Raw genomic sequence first — 19843 nt, forward strand, 5'->3', positions numbered from 1 at the left:
GCCATCAGGCGTAGGGGATGATTTTATTACTGATAAAAGTTCTTCCCAATCAGAGTCCATTGGGTTTTGAGTTAAATCAATTTCAAAATTATCGATGACAAAAACTCCTTAAAAGGTAATGAAGATCCAAATTGAATGAAGAAAAACTAGAATTTAACTTTAGAACAGTTCAATGCAATAAAGCATTGACAGCAATCAAATCATCATCGGTGAGAACAGCGGCTAAGGCTTTGAGTCTTAGGCCACTCATGATGGTGTCATAGCGTGATTTATATAGGGAAGACTGCGTGGTAATTAATTGGTCTTGAGCATTCAGAACATCGATGTTAATCCTGACACCTACTTCGTAACCCACTTTATTTGACTGTAAAGAAGATAGAGCAGATTTTTCAGCAGCTTCATAAGCCTTGATTTGTGATAAGCCACTATTGAACCCAAGATAAGCTTGCTTTGCAGCGGTCGCATTGGTTTTTTTCACTAAATCAAGGTTAGTTATCGATTGATCATATAAGGCAGCATTTTGACGAATCGTCGATGAAATATAACCACCGGTAAAGATCGGCATCGATAATTGCAAACCGTATTGAGTTGAATAATAGGTGTTCGGTAGTGCAGAAGTTAAGCTACCTAATTGCGTGTTGTAACCAGTTGAGCCAACTAAATTGACTGTCGGCAGACGACTTGCGCGGGAACTGTTGTAATTACTCTTGGCGATTTCAGAATTAAGGCGACTGACAATGACGTTGTAGTTCACTTCTTCTACTTGTCTTGCCCAATCATCAATCGATTGACCTGTGGGAAGGTGAAGGGATTCAACAATATCTTTACTCGCAAATTCACCTTTATCTTTTTTCAGGAACTTAATTCTTCTTCCTTCAACTACTTGTTCTATTTTTGCTTGTTTGGCTAAAGGCAAAATGGCATCGATGGGTTTACCTACAATTTGTTCAAGCACTGCTTTTTTGACGAGCAAATCAGACTGGGCAGCGATTTCTTGAGCGATGACGAGGTCATAACGTGACTGTGCTTCATTCGTATCAACGATCGTCGCAGTACCAACTTCAAAGTTACGTTTAGCTTGATCTAACTGTTGTTTGATCAAGCCTTTTTTATTACGATACAGATCAAGATTGTCTTGCGATGTTAATGCGTCAAAATATCCTTGTGAAACTCTTAAGATTAAATCTTGTTGTGCCAAAGCAAAGTTTGTTTCAGCTATACCGGTAAGTAAATCACCTTGCTTATATTTTTCAAAGACGGACCAATTAAATAATGGCTGGGTAAGTTGTAATCCCCATCCTGAAGCAGAGTAACCATAATCCACTTTTCCTATATTAGGATCAAAGCGTAAATCGGTATGACCCGTGGAATAGGTGCCAGTAATTTGCGGAAATAAAACAGCAAACGCCTGCCAATAAGCTTCTTTACCAGCAATATAGGCATTTTTAGCGCTTAAAAAAGCAGGATCATATTGCGCTGCTTCTTGAAACAACTTAATTAAATCCATCGCTTGAGGATTTTTAGGATCTACCAGACGTGGACCAAGATCCTGTGCAGGTGCTTGCATGACAACACTTGCTGAGCTGTTCGGATTTGGCGCATTTTTACGTTGCGCAAAAGAACTTGTAAAAGGTGTAAGACCAATGACAGAGGATAGAACACCAACCAACAATCGAGTCCCAAGCTTGAAGCCGTGATCAGAAGAAGATGTTGCAGGTTGAATCAAGGTGGGCGAGTGTCTTTTGTTGTTATACATTCAAGCTTTTAATAAATGTTCTAGTTATCACCCCATATTATCCATTTTTTCGCTCAGTAAGCAAAAAAATGACATAGAGTGTCTGTTTTAGAACTCAAAAGTACTGAGTTCTGCTTGATCTATATGCAACATTGGCACTAAAGTTTCAAAAAGCACCTGTGATTGGAAATAGTCATGGCTAATTCTCTTAACTAAAGTAGCACTCATCAGAGGTTCTTGGCCTACAAAAGCAAATAGCCTGCCGCCAATCTTTAATTGTGACTTGAGTCCTTCTGAAATCGTGACTACAGCACCAGACACACAAATCACATCAAAACTTTGATTGGCTTCGATATTCCATCCCTTAACGGCATCACCAACTTCAGCTCGAACATTTGGAATACGGCATTTATTGAGGTTGGAGATGGCAAAATCGACTAACTCCGGATGAATATCCACGGTTTTGACCGTTTTGGAAAAATATCCCAAAAGGGCCGCCATGTAACCAGAGCCAGTACCTACCTCTAAAACCTCATCTTTACCTGTGGGGGCGAGAGCCTGCAAAACACGAATTTCTACTTTAGGTTCCATCATGACTTCTTGCGAACCATGGATTGGCAGTTGCAAATCTGAAAATACCAGAGGTACTTGGGACTCATCCACAAATAATTCTCTTTTGACAATTTCCAAGGCATCTAAGTATTTTGTTTCAGAAATCCCCCATGGACGAATCTGTTGCTCAATCATTTTGTGACGAGCACTTGAAATACTCCAAACGGGAGTATCATTTTGGTTTAAAGGGTTCAAAGAGTTAGTCATACGGTTCGTCCTTTTTTTACAAATACAACATGGGTTTGTTTCATTATTTTGATAACACATTCTAATACTTCAATATCGCAAAAAGATGTAAAAAGTCGATCTTTTATCAAGTGGTTGATTTTATTGCTTGTCCTCATCAGCGTTCTTGGGGCTGGATGGTTTTTTGGTAAAAAATATATCGGTTTTTCCCAAACGAAGTACACAACGGTGAGTGTTGAAGAAGGGCCACTAGTTGCCACCATTCGAGCCAGTGGCACGCTCAATCCTGTGAGATCAGTAACGATAGGTACCGGTGTTTCTGGGATGATCCGTGAATTAACTGTCGACTTTAATGATCGTGTTAAACAAGGTCAAATCATTGCAAAAATCGATCAGCGTGAGTTTCAGGCGAAGTTTGACCAAGCTCAGGCAAATTATGAATTAGCTCTTCGAAATCATCAATACAACGAAAAATTGATGAAAGAAGGGTTTATTTCTGAGCAAGCATTAATTACGACGGACTCAGCTCTGAAAGCTACTCTTGGAGCTGTTAACCTGGCCAAAAAATCTTTAGACGATACTTTAATCCGCTCGCCGGTCGATGGTGTGGTCGTCAAACGCAGTGTCGAGGTGGGACAAACCGTTGCTGCAAGTTTGCAATCCCCAGAAATTTTTATCATCGCCAGAAATTTGGCGGAGATGCAAGTAGAAACCTCGATTGATGAATCCGACGTGGGACGAATCATTGAAGGCCAAGAGGCGACCTTTACGGTAGATGCTTTTCCAGGAAGAATCTTTAAAGGTAAAGTCAAACAAATCAGAAAGGCTCCTGTCAATATTCAGAACGTCGTAACCTATACGGTATTAATTAGTGCAGATAATCCCGATTTAAAGCTATTGCCTGGTATGACTGCCAATGCCCGTATTGTGGTCGAAGAGCATGAAAAAGCCTTAAAAATTCCTAATGCGGCACTTCGTTTCAGAATGCCAATCGACAAAAATGCTAAGCCTGCGACCGCAACGAACAAAGATAGCCCTAAACCGCCTCCAAGGCCTGCGGGTGGAATCAGTAATTACAGGAGTGTGTATGTTTTAGAGGGTGATGAAGGCGCGGCTAAACCTGTTCGTAAAGCATTTCGTTTAGGGCTTTCTGATGGAGAATACTCTGAAATACTTCCCCTCAAAAAAGATCAACCGAATGAGTTAAAAGTGGGCGATCAGGTGATTGTGGGGATTGAAGGTGCTACGAAGCAAGATGCTACCAGCAATACACAACGTAGTAGTGGTCCACGGATGTTTTAAAGACTTGAGCGAAAATAAGTCAATAAAATGATCGTTAATTTAATTAAGATTCATTTTATTGACTTATAATACTCTTATGTCGAAACATTCACTTGCCAACGATGGGATCCATCCTGAGGCTATAGAGTCTTTGCTTCATCTTGGCCAGCGAATACGTGCCCAGCGCATCGCACGGGGGTGGACAATTAAACAAATGGCAGAACGACTGTATTGTTCACAAAATACCTACCGATCCATTGAAATGGGTAAACCAACTGCTAGTCTTGGGGTGATGGCTAGTGCCTTGTGGTTATTTGGTCAAGTGGATACGCTTAATACGGTCGCACCGATACCGATTGAGGCAGTGACCGTTAAACGAGTTCGTGCCCGAAAAAACATGGGACTAGGTAGATTGATTAGTGAGGCCGAGCGTGACTTCTGAGCAGAACTTGTTCGTTGGGCTTGATGTAGGCACCTCGGAGGCTTTACCTGTGGGGTTGCTCAAACTTGAGCGACAAGGAATGATTGAGTCTGGAGAGTTTATTTATGGCAAGAACTATCTTCTGTCTGAAAGTGCCATTGCGATTCATCCAGAAATCTTCCCCTTAAGAAAAGAAGCATTTCAAATTCCAGAGAAGCGTTTAAGAGATGGCGGCGCATTACCCCTGACATTTCAAGACGCTTTACCAGACTCTTGGGGACGAAAAGTTTTAGAGGCTCAATTTGAAAAAAAATTATCTGATATTGAGACCCTCTGTATTACGAATGAAGATCGCGTTGGTGCTTTGATGTTTTCTCAAACGCTACCCATCGTTGTGCCAAAAATGAATCAAACTACATTTTTGCTGGAAGATATCTCCAAAGCAACTAGACAACTTGAACTCTCCATGGAGGTTTCTCCTGAGATGCGACGCTTGTTGCAGCATGGCGGCTCGCTCGGTGGTGCAAGACCAAAAACCACCATTGTGCACGAGCAAAAAAGATATTTAGCTAAATTCCCTGCATTAGGCGATGATCATGATGTTGAACTTTTAGAAAAATGTATTCTTGATCTTGCACAGTTATGCGGCATTGAGGTAGCGCCATCCTTATTGCTGCCCGTGGGGCAAGGACATGCACTGTTAGTGTCTCGTTTTGATCGTGAGGGACTCATTGGGCAAGAAACAAAAAAACATTATTTGTCAGCCTCAGCATTAATGAATGTTCCTTACGAGAGTCATGAGGGTAGTTACCTGGAGTTTGCCAATATGCTCCGAAAAATTTCTATTCAGCCTGCAAAAGATTTAGAGCAATTATTTCTTCGGCTAGTATTTAATTTAATCATTGATAATACGGATGATCATGTCAAAAACCATGGTGTATTACATGTTGAGAATGGCCAATATCGATTAAGTCCTGCCTTTGATTTGGTGATGCAAATGACGAATTTAGGCTATCAAGAATTAGCCATCATGCCTAGCAAACATCATTCGAAGATGAGCTATGCCTTGGAGATTGCTCCTTTGTTAGGCATGAGTGATGTGCAAGCGAATAGTTTCATTCAAGATCTTCAAGCAATCATCCCAAAGCAATTAATCAACAATATTCAAGCGCATGGCGGTAGCGATTCATTGATTACAAAAGTGAAACAATGTTTAGAGCGCCAACAACAGATCATTTGGGGTCAATAGTTCAATGGCACTCATATCTACTCAACATCTCGTTAAATCCTATGGTCAGGGTGATCTTGAGGTTCGTGCTCTGAACGGGGTTAGTTTAGATATTGAGCTGGGTGATTTTGTGGCGATTATTGGCGCTTCTGGTTCTGGTAAATCTACCTTCATGAATATGATTGGTTGCCTTGATCAGCCGACTAGTGGCGTATATGAACTCGCTGGACAACAGGTAAGTGAGCTGAGTGTCGATGCATTGGCGGATGTGCGTAATCGTCGCATTGGTTTTGTGTTTCAACAATTTAATTTATTAGCACGTACCTCGGCTTTAGAAAATGTTGCTATGCCTCTCTTGTACGCAAGGGAAGGTCCATTGTCAAATTTGACGAAACAAGAACAGTTAGCGCATGCCAAACACCGTCTCGAGCAGGTAGGGCTTGGTGATCGACTACACCATACCCCTGCCGAACTATCGGGCGGTCAACAACAACGCGTGGCGATTGCACGAGCGCTGGTTAATGATCCGGCACTCATCTTGGCAGATGAGCCAACAGGTGCTCTAGACTCGAAGATGACCATTGACATCATGCATTTACTGCGCCGACTCAATCATGAAGGGATGACCGTTATCGTCGTGACACATGAACCTGAAGTTGCTGCGTATGCTAATCGGGTAGTGACATTTAAAGATGGTCAGATCATTGATATTCATATCAATGATCATCCTGTAGGTAAATCAGAAATGGCACAAGACCCATCATGAAAATCGCCTCACTCATGAATCTATCAATTGCCATGCAGGCACTGCGTGTCAATAAAATGCGCTCGATTCTGACGATGTTAGGAATCGTGATTGGTGTTGCTGCAGTGATTGCCATGATTGCCATTGGTGGTGGTGCGCAACAACGCCTTCAAGAACAAATTGCTAGCTTGGGATCTAATTTATTGATTGTTGTTCCAGGATCGATTATTCAATCAGGAGCGAGATTAGGTGCTGGTAATGCACAAACCTTAACGGAACAAGATGCGCGAGCAATTACGACAGAAATCTCCGATGTGGCATTTGCAGCGCCGCTGACAAGAAGTAATGCCCAAGTTGTTTTTGGTAACACCAATTGGGCTACCAATATTAATGGTGTTTATAACGATTATTTTGATGTGCGCGAATGGAATCTTGCTGAAGGTCGTTTTTTTGATCAAGGAGAAATCACGCGCTTTGGCAAAGTCGCGATTCTAGGTAAAACAGTGTCGAATCAATTATTCGGTGAAGATAATCCAGTGGGTCAAGTCGTGCGTATTCGAGGGATTCCGTTTGAGATTATTGGCCTCATGGAATCGAAAGGACAAAGCTCTCAAGGGCAAGATCAAGACGATGTGATTTTTGTGCCTCTAACAACCGGCCGCAATCGCTTATTTGGCGAACCTAGAGGTCGAATTGCACGGGTGGGTACCATCATGATTAAAGCGCAAGAGGGTTCCGATACTCAGGAAGTGGAGGCGCGGATTACTGAATTACTCAGACAGCGCCACCGGATTCAAACAGGTATGGAAAATGATTTTCAAGTTCGAAACCTAACAGAAATATTAAAAACACAAGAAGCGGCGAGTAAGGTGATGTCAATGTTACTGGCTGCAGTTGCTTCGGTCAGTCTTCTGGTTGGTGGTATTGGCATTATGAACATCATGTTGGTCTCCGTCACAGAGCGTACTCGAGAGATTGGACTACGACTTGCGGTTGGTGCAAGAGGTCGTGACATCATGATGCAGTTTTTGGTAGAGGCGATGACACTTGCAACTTTGGGTGGAGCAATTGGGGTGTTGCTTGGAGTTTTGATCTCTTGGCTAGTAGCCTATATTGCCGGCTGGAGTATTAGCTTAAATCTTTTATCGATTATTTTCGCAGTAGGGTTTTCAGCAGCAATTGGTGTCTTCTTTGGGTATTACCCAGCAAAAAAGGCAGCCAAGATGCAACCGATTGAAGCCTTACGATACGAATAATTAATGCTAATAAGAGGTAAGTAACTTTTAATATTGCCTCATAAATAAAATATTTTAGAGGGGTTACTCTGTATACAAACTTCTTCATCTCTTAAAGAGTGATTGCTTAAAAGATCTTGTTTTATTGGAGAATAAAAAATCGTATAATTCCAAGCATACGGCCCCCTACTGTTGATCCATTATTGGAAAAATTGTTTAGGGGTTTTTTATTTTATAAAATCGAGATCTCATGGAAAATGAATTAGAAGATTTAGAGGATTTTTATTTAGCAGTAGCCACAATGGAGCGTGTTCGCAAAGGGGAAGTAGTTTTGTATTCTTCAAGTGAGGTTAGGGACGAGCTTGGCTTGGATCATTAAATTCATTGACTCTGCTAGAAAACTACTAAAAAAACTTGATTGAATATCCGCGCAACACATATTGCAATTCATGGATAATCAGTTCGGTTAGGCATGCGTAAAGAAACATATCGATAATTTAAGTTATCAAGATCGATCAATTAAACTCATTCAAGGGAATTCATGGATATTGCATTACTCATCAAAGCATTGATCTTAGGAGTGGTAGAAGGTTTCACTGAGTTCTTGCCCATTTCCAGTACAGGACATTTAATTCTTGCTGGTCATCTCTTGCAGTTTAATGATGAGCGTGGCAAGGCTTTTGAAGTCATTATTCAATTAGGCGCAATTTTGGCGGTGTGTTGGGAGTTCCGGAAAAAAATAATAGATGTGATTTCTGGTCTTGGCAGAAGACCACTCTCCAACCGCTTTGCTTTGAATGTCATCGTAGCTTCAATTCCGGCGATTGTTTTGGCACTCTTACTAGGTAAATATATTAAAGCGCATTTATTTGCTCCAATTCCAGTTGCGACAGCTTTTATTGTGGGTGGATTCATTATTCTGTGGGCGGAGCATCTGGAAAAAGCCAAACATAGTAGTCGTAAAGTGGTTCTGTCGAGCATTGAGCATGTAGAAGATTTAAGTATTAAAGATGCGATTAAAGTCGGACTTGCGCAATGTGCAGCACTCATACCAGGTACATCACGATCAGGTGCCACGATTATTGGCGGGATGTTATTTGGACTGCCGCGCCAGGTTGCTACTGAGTTTTCCTTTTTCTTAGCGATACCTGTCATTGCTGGAGCTACTGTGTACGAGTTATATAAACTCCGTCATGACACTAGCCTTTTAGATATCACAGGCTTTGGCCCTGTTTTAGGAGTTGGATTTATCGCTTCATTTATCTCGGCATTCTTTTGTGTTAAATGGTTGATCGGTTATGTGAGCCATCATAATTTCAAGCCATTTGCTTATTACCGAATTGCTTTTGGTTTGGTGGTCATTTTGACTTCAGTCATGGGCTGGATTAACTGGGGTGCATAAAAAATAGTGATGCCTGATCTTATTGAACATTCTGAAGAAGAAAAAAATCTTATCCCGCGACGCATCAAATCTTTTGTGATGCGTGCGGGACGCACGACGCAGGGTCAACAACGCGCCATTAATGAACTAGGTCCCAAATTTCTGATCCCGTACACACCAGAACTCCTGCGTTGGGAAAGTGTGTTTTCAACATCAGATAGTGTGCGACCTAAAATCCTCGAGATAGGGTTTGGTATGGGGGAAACAACGGCTCATATCGCCAAACTCAGAAATAGTGATGATTTTTTAGCCCTTGAAGTACATGAGCCAGGGGTAGGTGCACTTCTGAAAAAAATTGGTGAGGAACAAATTGAGAACATTCGTATCATTCGTCATGATGCAGTAGATGTCCTTGAGAACATGATTGCCGATGATGTATTAGACGGTGTACATATTTTTTTCCCAGACCCTTGGCATAAAAAAAAGCACAATAAAAGAAGATTAGTCCAGAGCGAATTTATTTCCAAGCTGTGTAAAAAACTAAAAACGGGAGCATACATTCACCTAGCAACCGATTGGGAGGAATATGCTCAGCAAATGTTGGAGGTATTAAGTAGTGAGTCGCAATTACAAAATACTGCAACAAGTCAGGAAACCCTAGTCGATGGAACGGTCGTCTTGGGATATGCACAAAGACCTAGTTATCGCCCAATTACCAAGTTTGAAAATAGAGGATTAAAGCTCGGTCACGGTGTATGGGATTTGGTGTTCGTTAAAAAAGCCTATTCGTAATACGTGCCTTTTTAATTCATATTTAAAGTTGCTGCCTCGGGGTACAGATTGGGTAATAAAAATTGCAGACTATCTAAGGAAAATGCAAGCTGAATAGGCGCTTTATGATTTGCGCTAGTTACGATCCCCGTCTTTAACAACCTAGAAAGTAAAGATCTGGCTGTTCGCTCGCCTAAACCAGTCATTTGTAAAAAATCTCCGCGCTTTGTGGGACCAGCGAGGTAAAGATGGTAAAGAGGGACAATCGCCTCCCTACGAATTTCTTTATCTTGACTTGAGCGAAAAGAAATCAGTGCTTCTAGGTTTTTCCTCATTTCAGAAAGGTTAAGCATTTTATCCATAAAGCTCACTTGATCATGCGCGATGCCGATAAACCATTGACACCACTCATGCAACATTTTTTCGCTTAAATTTCCTCTACCATCCAAATCGCCATGTCTTGGATCATCCGCCCCTGAAAGATAGGCATAATAAGCCTCTCGATTCCGAGCAAGCCCTCGATTCATTGACCATAATCCATTTGTTATATCTAACATGGCAAGGTGAGTTTGTAATCGAACAGCCCTGCCATTGCCATCCAAAAATGGATGCACCCACATTGCTCTTTGATGAGCGCATGCTATGTAAATAAGTCCTTGATGACTTGGAGCCTGCTTTGCATATACTTCATCCATACGATTTAAAAAATTGGGAATGTTGCTCCAAATAGGGGGTATATGATTCCCCACTGTTACTTGCTCTTGTCGAATCTGGCCAGGTTCAATGACACGACCCTCAGGTATATTTCTATCCAGAGAGTCTAGTTTTTGATATAAAGCACGATGAGCCTGAATAAGTATGCTTGAACGCAAGTTGTTTTCGAGGCCTCTACCGTTATTGCGTTCAAGTTCTTTTTCCGCATCGATATAGGCAATTGCCACCCTTTGAAGTTTTGCGATATCAGGCTTATCTGAGAAGTCACGAGCTAAAGCCCGCTCAATATTAGCTGGATGGGTACTTTGTCCCTCTATGCGATTGGAGTAGTAGGAGTTCATAGAGCGCACTAACTCTTGAATGGAGTTGATTGTTGTTAAATGAACGCCGCTACCAAGACGAGAAGACTTTTCCTCGATTTCTAGAGTTTGAGCCTGTAATTCATCTATCCTTTGTTTTGGGAGCAAAGGTTCAAATTGACGAATACTATCATAATAGGGACTGTTTACTTTGACCATTTTTGCCGGTTATTTTGCCGGTTAATATTTATTAATAAATAAAATAATAACAATTACTTAATGTTAATACAAGACATGATTTATAGATTTATATTGCCGGTTATTTTGCCGGATATTAGTTTAGTTGTTTGTCAAAATTTATAGAGTTATGCTCATTTAACAAAAGTAACCATAAAAATTAATTTACTAACCAGGCAAGCTTTAGTTTTTTAACAAGATCATCATCTGCGCGGTGGGCACAATCATGAAGAACCGTCCGTTTGGCATCTTCAATTTTATCAATCACTTCTTTTGCATTTTTAACCATACAGACATTTTGACCAAACGCTATAAGTGCATCTTGGAGAGGGTACGATTTACTTTTATTTAAATTCAGAGCCATCGTATTATCAACTTTGGTACCACCAGTTTTAGGATTTGTGATGGTATAAATAGATGTTGTCACAACGTCATACAGGGGAGAAAGTTGAATATTTCCTCTTGGTAAATCGTAGAGTAATGAGAAATTTTTAAGGTGAGCATCGCCATTGCGAAGTAAAACAGAGACCGATAGATACTCGAATAATCGTGCTTTACTTTCATTAGCATGAATGCCACAATAGGTATCAATCAGTTTGGCAATGCTTTCGTAGCTTCCATGATATTTTTCATCGATCCCTTTGCCCATTAATGTCAGCATATCCTCAAGACCAAGCTTTTCCCCACTATTAGTCCTATCAAATCTTTTCATAATAAAAAGACCACCATCATTAGATAGCCAAAACTCAGGGACGCTAATACCGGCAACGCGTGCTACTTCCATACATAAGAATTCATTTTGAGCAAGAAGAGGGTAATCCTCCCCAGAGGCTTTGACTATGTATTGGGTGGTTAAGATTGTTTTTTTATCAACCACAGGAACGATCACTTTAGGCTGAAAGCCAGATATGCCCGAACTAAAGTAGGTATCAACAAGGAATTCGAAGAGATCTTCCGATGTATTAGACTGGATAAGTTCTTCGGCACTCACTTGACTCTTCAAGGGAGTCATTTCTTCTTGAAGAGGGTCTATATAAGTGAGCCTACCTATTTGATTTTGACCAGTTAACTTGAGAAGCATCATGTCATCTAAGTACATAGACTTAGAAAATCTATTTTTTAAGAATTCTAGTAAATAGCCTTCTGGCTTATTCATTTGGAAAACAGAAAATAAGCCTCCGCTTGCGTAACTTTCTGCCCTGATAGGAAGGCTAAGAGAAACCTCCGCATCACGATTCGTTGTTAAGTAGTTAAAAACAAAGCGCGCATCCTTAGTAATCGAGCCCGACAAACCTTGAGGAGAGATCACTTGAAGTTGTTTGACGCGATCAGGACTCATCAAACATTTCCTTTAAACGATCATAATCTATTCTTCGATCGACGATTTCAATCGCTTTGCCCAAAGCGGAGATTGCTTTGAGTAGGGAATAGACTTGAACATTTTCCCCGGCCTCAATTTGAATAATAGTTTCTCTGCGCAACCCAGCATTTTTTGCAATTTGTGCTTGCGTGAATCCCAAAGCTTTTCTTTCAGCCTTAAATTCTTTTGCTAAATCATCAAAACTCAGTATAAAGTTACTCATAGTTAACATTATACTTAATTTTATCTAAAAATGTTAACCTTGGTTAACATTTTTAGCTTGGAGTTTACAGCCCAATACAGAGGTATTTCATTTCCATATATTCGTCCATACCCCAAATGCTACCCTCACGACCTAGGCCGGATTGTTTGACACCACCAAATGGCGCAACTTCATTTGAGAATAAGCCCGTATTAATACCAACCATGCCGTATTCGAGTTGTTCAGCGACTCTCCAGATACGACCGATATCACGGCTATAAAAATAAGACGCCAAGCCGAATTCTGTATTATTTGCAGCAGCGATCACATCGGCCTCATCTTTAAAGGGGACCACAGCTGAGACTGGACCAAAGGTTTCCTCAGTCATAATCTGCATATCATTAGTGACATTAGCAAGAACAGTTGGTTCAAAGAAAAGTCCGCCCAATGCATGTTTTTTACCGCCTGTTTTTAATGAAGCACCTTTACTAACGGCGTCAGCGATATGACGCTCTACTTTTTCAATCGCTTGCTCATCGATGAGTGGCCCTTGATTAACGCCGGCATCTAAACCATTTCCGACGGGAAGAGCTGCAGATGCTTTCGCGAGTTTTTCTACGAACTCATCATGCAAACTTTCATGGACATAAAAACGATTCGTACAGACACAAGTTTGACCTGCATTACGATATTTTGAAGCCACTGCACCAGCTACTGCAGCATCGATGTCCGCATCTTCAAAAACGATAAAAGGGGCATGACCACCAAGTTCAAGAGCCACTTTTTTAACCGTTGGCGCACACTGCGCCATCAAAATACGACCTACAGGGGTTGAGCCTGTAAAAGATAAATGCGCCACAGACTTGGAGGCGCACAAGGTTTTGCCGATTTCAATGGAGCGATCTGCATCAGCCGTAATAATATTAAAAACACCATCTGGCATCCCTGCTTCTTTAGCAAGAACAGCCAAGGCTAGAGCAGATAGGGGTGTTTGTTCAGCAGGTTTAATCACAATCGTACATCCCGCAGCAATCGCAGGGGCTACTTTACGAGTAATCATTGCCGTCGGAAAATTCCAAGGCGTAATCGCTACGCAAACACCAATGGGTTGCTTGAGGACCACGAGGCGTTTGTCTGACCAAGTCGTAGACGGAACAGCTCCAGCTACGCGCTTAGCTTCTTCTGCAAACCACTCAATAAATGAGTTGCCGTACATAATCTCACCTTTTGCTTCCGCTAAAGGTTTGCCTTGTTCAATGGTCATGAGTTTGGCTAAATCATCTGCATTGGCCTCAATGAGATTGAACCATTTGCGCATAATGGCAGAACGCTCTTTTGCCAATTTGTTTTTCCAAGATGCAAATGCTACATGAGCGGCGTCGATAGCTGCCAAGGCATCTTGCGTTTGCATATTGGCAACTTTGGCAATAATGTCACCCGTTGCTGGATTATTGACAGAAAAAGTTTCACCGCTAGTGGAAGATTTCCAAGCACCGTTAATAAAGCTTTGTTCCTGAAACAAGGCAGGATTTTTTAACAGTGAAGGAATTGATGGTTGTGCCATACGCTCTGGTGCATTCATAAAACGGATCTCCAAAATGAGCCTATTGAATAGGCTTTTGTTTAATAATTAGAAACACTAATTTAACATGAGTGATGAGAGTCTGTTACAAAAAAAGAGGCCTATATTTTGCGCATAAATATCACATGCAAGTTTGACCGTAATTGAAGCAAAGTCCTTCACTTAAGGGATAACATTCCATTTATCCTTGCAATTCGTCCATAAGACTGGTAGAATTGCAAGGATAATGAATACAATTGATCGATATTTAAAGAAAAAACTGCTCAAAGAACTAGAGTACTCTCCAGCAGTTGTACTGTTGGGTCCACGACAAGTTGGAAAAACAACCTTAGCTTTTGACATTAGTAATCAGTTTAATGCAGTATATTTAGATTTAGAATCTGAGTCAGATCGCGCCAAGCTTGAACAACCTGAACTTTATTTAGAGGATCACAAAGACCAGCTTATCATCCTTGACGAGGTACAACGCACGCCTGGATTATTTCCAAATTTAAGGGGAGTCATCGATAAAAGAAGACGTGCAGGGAAAGTGAATGGTTCTTTTTTGCTTTTAGGATCGGCATCATTTGAACTGTTAAAACAATCAAGCGAATCTTTAGCTGGTAGAGTAGCTTATCTAGAATTAGATCCGATAAACATCATTGAGGTTTCCCCATCTTGGCAGGATAACTTATGGGTTAGAGGGGGTTTTCCGAATAGTTTATTGGCAGTAAATAATGAATCGAGCTTATTGTGGCGAAAGAATTTTATTCGCACCTATATTGAAAGGGATATCCCTCAATTAGGGTTTAATATTTCATCGGAAAATCTTCGAAGATTTTGGACGATGCTTTGCCATCATCAGGGCTGTCCAATGAATTCATCTGAATTAAGCCGCAGTCTCGGCATCAATGTAAAAACGGTGAATGCCTATTTGGACTTATTGGTTGATTTAATGCTAGTTCGAAAATTACAACCCTGGCATACCAATTTAGGAAAGAGAATTTCTAAAACGCCAAAAGTTATGATTAGGGATAGTGGAATAGTTCATGCTTTGTTAAATATCAAAGATAAAGAAAGTCTTTTATCAAATCCCATACTTGGAAATAGTTGGGAATGTTTTGTTATTGAAAATCTACTATCTTGTTTACCTAAAGAAGCTTCAGCTTATTATTACCGGTCCAGTGGCGGTGCAGAAATAGATCTTTTACTCAATTTGCCCGATGGAAAAATATGGGCAATTGAAATCAAGCGGAGTCTCAAGCCGAAACTAGAGAGAGGATTTTATTCGGCATGTGAGGATGTTAAACCCAGTCGAAAGTTTGTCGTTTACCCTGGCGAAGAGTCGTATCGAATTGCAGAGGACATTGATGTTATTTCATTAAGCGATCTGGCTAATCAATTAATCTCTTTAGATACCTATAGCTAATTTAGTTATTGAAAAGTACAAGTACTAAATGACCAGGTGGTCAAACTGCAAAAACTGAACCTTCTAAGAATCTCGTGAAACAATTCTTAAAAAAACCAATAAATTGTTTCACAGTGTAAAAATTTAGCTAAACATCTCCAAAAATAGGGTTTTTTCACATAATAAAATTAGTAAGCACTAACATTTTTCGTGCTTGAATTCAAAACAAATTTTAGTAAGTGAGTATCAACATAGTAATAATAGGAGTCATTTCATAACTTTTGTATATAGATATTGATTTCTATATTCTTGACTTGGTATAAAGAGTCACCTAAGATTGGCATTCGTTAACAAAGCAGCAGGTAAGAATTGATGAAAACAAAGTTGATTAACTTTTATGAACAGACACAAAAGAAGTCTTTAGACCTCTTGGGTGGTGCTCGTAAGAAGCTAAGCACTTATGCTCAGAAGTCTGATTATAAAGTTTATAAAGCTCAACCCCAAACCAATTTCAAAGCAACTATCGCAAGAGTTGGTAACTCAACCGCGATTATTGGTGTGTTCATGGGTGTTGCCGTTGCCGTGAATGAGCCATTGCGTGCAGAGCTCGCAAAATCGATTAGTCCAAATATTGAACTTGCAAATGTCAATGTCGAGAGCATGGATTCTGCGCCGACGATGAAACCTGTTTCAATGGGTAAGATGGATTTGGACACCTCTAAATCAGGTGATGCATTAATTAGCCCTGAAGTCTTACGTGCTCCAGTGCCATCGATTGCACCTTTAGCAAAGCAAATTCCTGGAAGAATTGATCCGGCAGCTCAAGATACTCGTTTAATGAGTTCTATCGCTGACCAGCAAAAAGTTGCCAACGTGATGGCCAATAAGTACCGTGTAGATCCTAAAGCGATCAATCAGTATGTGTCACATGCGATTTTAGTTGCTAAGGAAGTCGAACTTGACCCGATATTGCTGGTGGCTGTGATGGCGATTGAGTCAAACTTTAATCCAAACATCCAAAGTAATATGGGTGCACAGGGCTTGATGCAAGTGTTGACACGTGTCCACGTTGATAAATTTGTGCCTTATGGTGGTCCTGCCGCAGCATTTAAGCCTGAAGCGAATATTCGTGTAGGCGCTTATATTTTGAAGTACTTTATTGCTCAAGCTGGATCATTGCAAGGTGGTTTACGTTATTACGTAGGTGGTGCAACTGTCGGCGATGGTGGTTATGCGGGTAAAGTGATGCGTGAGCGTGACATGTTAATTGCGCTCCTGAAGAATACTCAAATCCAAGAAATTCCTTTGGAAGTATCTTCTGCACAATTCACTAAAGTATTACCTCCTCCTACGAATGTAGTGGTCAAACCTGAGAGTAAGCTAGAGCTCACTTTGCCAACTCCGACAACAATTGAAGTCGCAGAGTCTAAAGAGCAAGAATCTTAATCACTCTTTAAGTAAGCCATGCAATCCCCGTAAAGATAATATCTTGCGGGGATTTTTACTGATTAAACGGACAAAACCAACTAAGGGGGTTGAGATTATTCAATCAAGCCAGCAGGACTTCAAGAGCAGCTTACCCCCAAGCCATTCTTATTTATCAGCGAAGATTTCTTGAGAACGCACTTTCTGTGCAATTTGATCTAGTACACCATTCACGTACTTATGGCCATCCGTTCCACCAAAGGTTTTGGTGAGCTCAACAGCCTCATTGATGGCAACTTTATAAGGCGTTGCTAAATCGTATTTAAGTTCAAAAGCACCAATCATCATGCAACCAAGCTCGATGGGAGATAGTTCCTCAATGGGTCTATCCAAAAATTCAGCAATCTCTGACTGAAGTTGGTCAACATGTTCACAAACCCCTTCGAAAACAGACTCAAATAATGCATATTGCGCTTTTATAAAAGCTGGATCTTCGCCAAGTTGTTTAGCAATTAGATGTGTCGTGGGAAGTCCACCAGATTTGGTGATCATCAACCATTGATACACACCCTGAAGAGCATATTCACGCGCTCTTCTACGAGGAGTTAATGAACGTTTTATCTGGGTCGAAGAAACTAACTTATGCTGCTCAGTAAGATACGGACTAGGAGGCATCTTCCCCATCCTGTATGGTGATACAAAAATTAGCCATTTCTACGGCAGCCAAGGCGCAGTCCTTACCTTTTTGTTCAACTCTTGCGCGTGCTTGTTCATCCGTATCAACCGTTAGTATCCCATTGGCAATCGGAATGCCAAGATCAAGACTGACACGAGTAATGCCAGCACCAGACTCATTGGATACAAGCTCAAAATGATAAGTTTCACCTCGCACCACGGCACCTAAGGCAATCAAGGCATCAAATTCACCGGATTCAGCTAATTTTTGTAAGGCAAGGGGTATTTCTAATGCGCCTGGCACGGTGGTGAGCAAAATATCATCGGTAGAAACGCCTAAACGTAGGAGTTCTTGGATACAACTTTGTGTAAGTGCATGGCAATACTCTTCGTTAAATCTTGCTTGCACAATAGCAATACTAATCTGCGCACCTTCTAAGTTGGGCTCTAAAAAGTCGATTTGTCCGATTTCTTCATTGGGCTGATTTTCATTCATGATCAAATTTCCTTAAGGTGAAGTGGACGATAAAGTAAGACTATATAACAAGTATTACTGAACTTCTACATATCCAACAACTTCTAGCTGATAAGCGGCCATTCCGGAGAGTGGACCAGGCTTATTCATGAGTTGCATTTTGCCAACCCCTTGATCTTTAAGTATTTGTGCACCGATACCGTAAGTCCTAAAGTCATGCTTGCGGATTGCCGGGGAATTTAGTGTTTGTTCAGTTTTTGATTCGAATTCTTTAAACCAATGATGGGATTGAGATTTGTCAGAATCCACATTTAATAAAACAGCGACGCCACAGGCCGAATTTGAAATTTTTTCTAAAGCCTTATCTAAAGGCCATGAATGAAAATGTGCGCCTTGATCTAAAAAGTCCAAAAAAATAGTGGGTTCATGCACACGAACCAAAGTAAGCTCATCAGGACGAGGGGTACCTACGGAGAGGGCTAAATGTAAATGTTGGTTAGGGACATCTTGATACAGTGTCCCTAAAAATTCACCCCAAGCGGTTTTAAAGGTTTTTTTACCGATGGCTTTGACCATACTTTCATTTTGGCTACGATATTTAATCAAATCAACAATCGTGCCAATCTTCATTTGATGCTCTTTAGCAAATTCAATTAAATCAGGTAGGCGAGCCATTGTCCCGTCATCGTTCATGATTTCACAAATCACAGAAGCTGGTTTGCATCCTGCTAAAGCAGCGAAGTCACATCCTGCCTCGGTATGGCCTGATCGAACTAAAACACCACCAGGCTGTGCCATGAGTGGAAAAATATGCCCAGGCTGGACAATACTTTGTGGACCAGCATCTTTTGCTACGGCAGTCAAAATGGTGTGGGCGCGATCAGCAGCAGAAATCCCCGTCGTAACCCCTTGGGCAGCTTCAATAGAAACTGTAAAGTTGGTCCCCATCGAAGCACCATTATCCCGAACCATGAGTGGTAACTTTAGCTGCTCACAATGTTCTCTTGTCAGAGTTAAGCAAATTAAGCCTCGACCAAAGCGCGCCATAAAATTAATGGCCTCAGCAGTCACATGTTCGGCGGCGATCACTAAATCACCTTCATTTTCACGGTCTTCTTCATCAATCAAAATCACCATCTTGCCCGCGCGCATATCGGCAATGATGTCAGTGGTAGGACTTAAATATTGAGATAGTTCGTTCGTCATTGTTTTTTACCCATGCTGGGATCTACGGTTAACATTCTTTCTAGATAGCGAGCGATTAAATCTACTTCTAGATTGATTTGATCACCAACCTTTAAAAATTGTAAGGTGGTGTTCTCAAGAGTGTGAGGAATCAAATTGATATGAATACGGCAAAATTGCTGACCTTCATGGTTCATGTCTTCAACTTGATTAACGGTTAAAGATGTCCCATTGATGACCACTGAACCCTTGTAAGCAAGGTATTTAGCCAGTGAGAAAGGCGCATCAATAGATAAATGCCAAGAGCTCGAATTTTGCGAGGCATCGGCATCACTTTGAACTACATAAAACTCTGCGACTGTAGCGATACCATCCACATGACCACTGACTAAATGTCCACCTAGGCGATCGTTAAATCGCAAAGCCTTTTCTAAATTGACAGGACCGGGGACAGATAAGCCAGAAGTTTTGGAGATAGATTCTGCAGAGATATCAATCGCAAAAGAGTTCGAAGAGGGAGTAAGTTCTACCACCGTCATACAAGCACCTTGGATTGCAATACTGTCGCCTAGAATCACATCGGATAAATCGAGTTTTCCAGCATCGATGCTTAAGCGAAACCCATCCCCAAAAGGATGAACATGAGTAATTTTGCCGATTGAGGCGATAATTCCTGTAAACATCCCTCTATTATCCACGAAGGGACA

At 41.0% G+C, this 19843-nt stretch carries 20 protein-coding genes; 10 read left to right on the plus strand and 10 right to left on the minus strand.

Annotation, left to right across the window (positions count from 1 at the left end):
- Positions 1-169: 169 nt before the first annotated feature.
- Both QMN06_RS01595 and QMN06_RS01600 read right to left on the minus strand, forming a co-directional pair.
- Positions 170-1756 carry a TolC family protein gene (locus QMN06_RS01595; protein WP_281970754.1) on the minus strand — a complete coding sequence of 529 codons (1587 nt, stop codon included), beginning with the start codon at positions 1754-1756 and terminating at the stop codon, positions 170-172.
- Between the two features lie 87 nt (positions 1757-1843).
- Positions 1844-2554: a protein-L-isoaspartate O-methyltransferase gene (locus tag QMN06_RS01600; protein ID WP_281970755.1), complete on the minus strand. Its 711-nt coding sequence runs from the start codon at positions 2552-2554 to the stop codon at positions 1844-1846.
- A gap of 123 nt (positions 2555-2677) precedes the next feature.
- Between QMN06_RS01600 and QMN06_RS01605 the strand changes: the two genes are divergently transcribed.
- The 8 genes from QMN06_RS01605 (at position 2678) to trmB (ending at position 9616) form a co-directional block, all read left to right on the plus strand.
- Positions 2678-3835 (plus strand): efflux RND transporter periplasmic adaptor subunit, encoded by a 1158-nt coding sequence (locus tag QMN06_RS01605; protein WP_281970756.1) that lies wholly within the window; start codon positions 2678-2680, stop codon positions 3833-3835.
- Positions 3836-3911: 76 nt separating this feature from the next.
- Positions 3912-4256: a helix-turn-helix domain-containing protein gene (locus QMN06_RS01610; protein WP_281970757.1), complete on the plus strand. Its 345-nt coding sequence runs from the start codon at positions 3912-3914 to the stop codon at positions 4254-4256.
- Positions 4246-5484: a type II toxin-antitoxin system HipA family toxin gene (locus QMN06_RS01615; protein ID WP_281970758.1), complete on the plus strand. Its 1239-nt coding sequence runs from the start codon at positions 4246-4248 to the stop codon at positions 5482-5484. The genes QMN06_RS01610 and QMN06_RS01615 overlap by 11 nt, the downstream gene beginning before the upstream one ends.
- A 4-nt stretch (positions 5485-5488) precedes the next feature.
- Entirely contained in the window at positions 5489-6229 is a 741-nt protein-coding gene (locus tag QMN06_RS01620) for an ABC transporter ATP-binding protein (protein ID WP_281970759.1), read from the plus strand.
- Positions 6226-7464, plus strand: coding sequence for an ABC transporter permease (locus tag QMN06_RS01625; protein ID WP_281970760.1), 1239 nt, complete (start codon positions 6226-6228; stop codon positions 7462-7464). The genes QMN06_RS01620 and QMN06_RS01625 overlap by 4 nt, the downstream gene beginning before the upstream one ends.
- Positions 7465-7693: 229 nt before the next feature.
- Entirely contained in the window at positions 7694-7822 is a 129-nt protein-coding gene (locus tag QMN06_RS01630; RefSeq protein WP_281970761.1) for a hypothetical protein, read from the plus strand.
- Positions 7823-7984: 162 nt separating this feature from the next.
- The gene (locus tag QMN06_RS01635; protein ID WP_281970762.1) at positions 7985-8845 is read left to right on the plus strand and encodes an undecaprenyl-diphosphate phosphatase; all 861 of its coding nucleotides are present in this window, start codon (positions 7985-7987) and stop codon (positions 8843-8845) included.
- Between the two features lie 9 nt (positions 8846-8854).
- A complete protein-coding gene (trmB, locus tag QMN06_RS01640) occupies positions 8855-9616 on the plus strand; it encodes a tRNA (guanosine(46)-N7)-methyltransferase TrmB (RefSeq protein WP_281970763.1) in 762 nt (253 codons plus the stop codon).
- An 11-nt stretch (positions 9617-9627) separates the two neighbouring features.
- Here the strand turns inward: trmB and QMN06_RS01645 are convergent, their stop codons facing one another.
- From QMN06_RS01645 to QMN06_RS01660, 4 genes are all read right to left on the minus strand, one after another.
- Positions 9628-10827, minus strand: a complete 1200-nt coding sequence (locus tag QMN06_RS01645) for a Fic family protein (RefSeq protein ID WP_281970764.1) — start codon at positions 10825-10827, stop codon at positions 9628-9630.
- Between the two features lie 178 nt (positions 10828-11005).
- Positions 11006-12184 carry a type II toxin-antitoxin system HipA family toxin gene (locus QMN06_RS01650; protein ID WP_281970765.1) on the minus strand — a complete coding sequence of 393 codons (1179 nt, stop codon included), beginning with the start codon at positions 12182-12184 and terminating at the stop codon, positions 11006-11008.
- The gene (locus tag QMN06_RS01655) at positions 12174-12428 is read right to left on the minus strand and encodes a helix-turn-helix domain-containing protein (RefSeq protein WP_281970766.1); all 255 of its coding nucleotides are present in this window, start codon (positions 12426-12428) and stop codon (positions 12174-12176) included. Before QMN06_RS01655 ends, QMN06_RS01650 begins: the two co-directional genes overlap by 11 nt.
- A gap of 64 nt (positions 12429-12492) precedes the next feature.
- The gene (locus tag QMN06_RS01660) at positions 12493-13989 is read right to left on the minus strand and encodes an NAD-dependent succinate-semialdehyde dehydrogenase (protein WP_281970767.1); all 1497 of its coding nucleotides are present in this window, start codon (positions 13987-13989) and stop codon (positions 12493-12495) included.
- Positions 13990-14215: 226 nt separating this feature from the next.
- On the opposite strand from QMN06_RS01660, the gene QMN06_RS01665 reads away from it, so the two are divergent.
- Both QMN06_RS01665 and QMN06_RS01670 read left to right on the plus strand, forming a co-directional pair.
- Positions 14216-15397 (plus strand): ATP-binding protein, encoded by a 1182-nt coding sequence (locus tag QMN06_RS01665; RefSeq protein ID WP_281970768.1) that lies wholly within the window; start codon positions 14216-14218, stop codon positions 15395-15397.
- Between the two features lie 351 nt (positions 15398-15748).
- Positions 15749-16822: a lytic transglycosylase domain-containing protein gene (locus QMN06_RS01670; protein WP_281970769.1), complete on the plus strand. Its 1074-nt coding sequence runs from the start codon at positions 15749-15751 to the stop codon at positions 16820-16822.
- A gap of 147 nt (positions 16823-16969) precedes the next feature.
- On the opposite strand, the gene nusB is transcribed toward QMN06_RS01670, so the two are convergent.
- Genes nusB through QMN06_RS01690 form a run of 4 tightly spaced genes read right to left on the minus strand, consistent with a single transcriptional unit; the run spans position 16970 to position 19819 of the window.
- On the minus strand, positions 16970-17476 hold the full coding sequence (gene nusB / locus QMN06_RS01675) for a transcription antitermination factor NusB (RefSeq protein ID WP_281970770.1): 507 nt from the start codon (positions 17474-17476) through the stop codon (positions 16970-16972).
- A complete protein-coding gene (gene ribH, locus QMN06_RS01680) occupies positions 17466-17972 on the minus strand; it encodes a 6,7-dimethyl-8-ribityllumazine synthase (RefSeq protein WP_281970771.1) in 507 nt (168 codons plus the stop codon). The genes nusB and ribH overlap by 11 nt, the downstream gene beginning before the upstream one ends.
- Before the next feature lie 54 nt (positions 17973-18026).
- A complete protein-coding gene (ribBA, locus tag QMN06_RS01685; RefSeq protein WP_281970772.1) occupies positions 18027-19157 on the minus strand; it encodes a bifunctional 3,4-dihydroxy-2-butanone-4-phosphate synthase/GTP cyclohydrolase II in 1131 nt (376 codons plus the stop codon).
- Positions 19154-19819: a riboflavin synthase gene (locus tag QMN06_RS01690; protein WP_281970773.1), complete on the minus strand. Its 666-nt coding sequence runs from the start codon at positions 19817-19819 to the stop codon at positions 19154-19156. Before QMN06_RS01690 ends, ribBA begins: the two co-directional genes overlap by 4 nt.
- Positions 19820-19843 lie beyond the last annotated feature (24 nt).

This window comes from Polynucleobacter sp. SHI8 (assembly GCF_027944005.1).
Classification (GTDB): Bacteria; Pseudomonadota; Gammaproteobacteria; order Burkholderiales; family Burkholderiaceae; genus Polynucleobacter.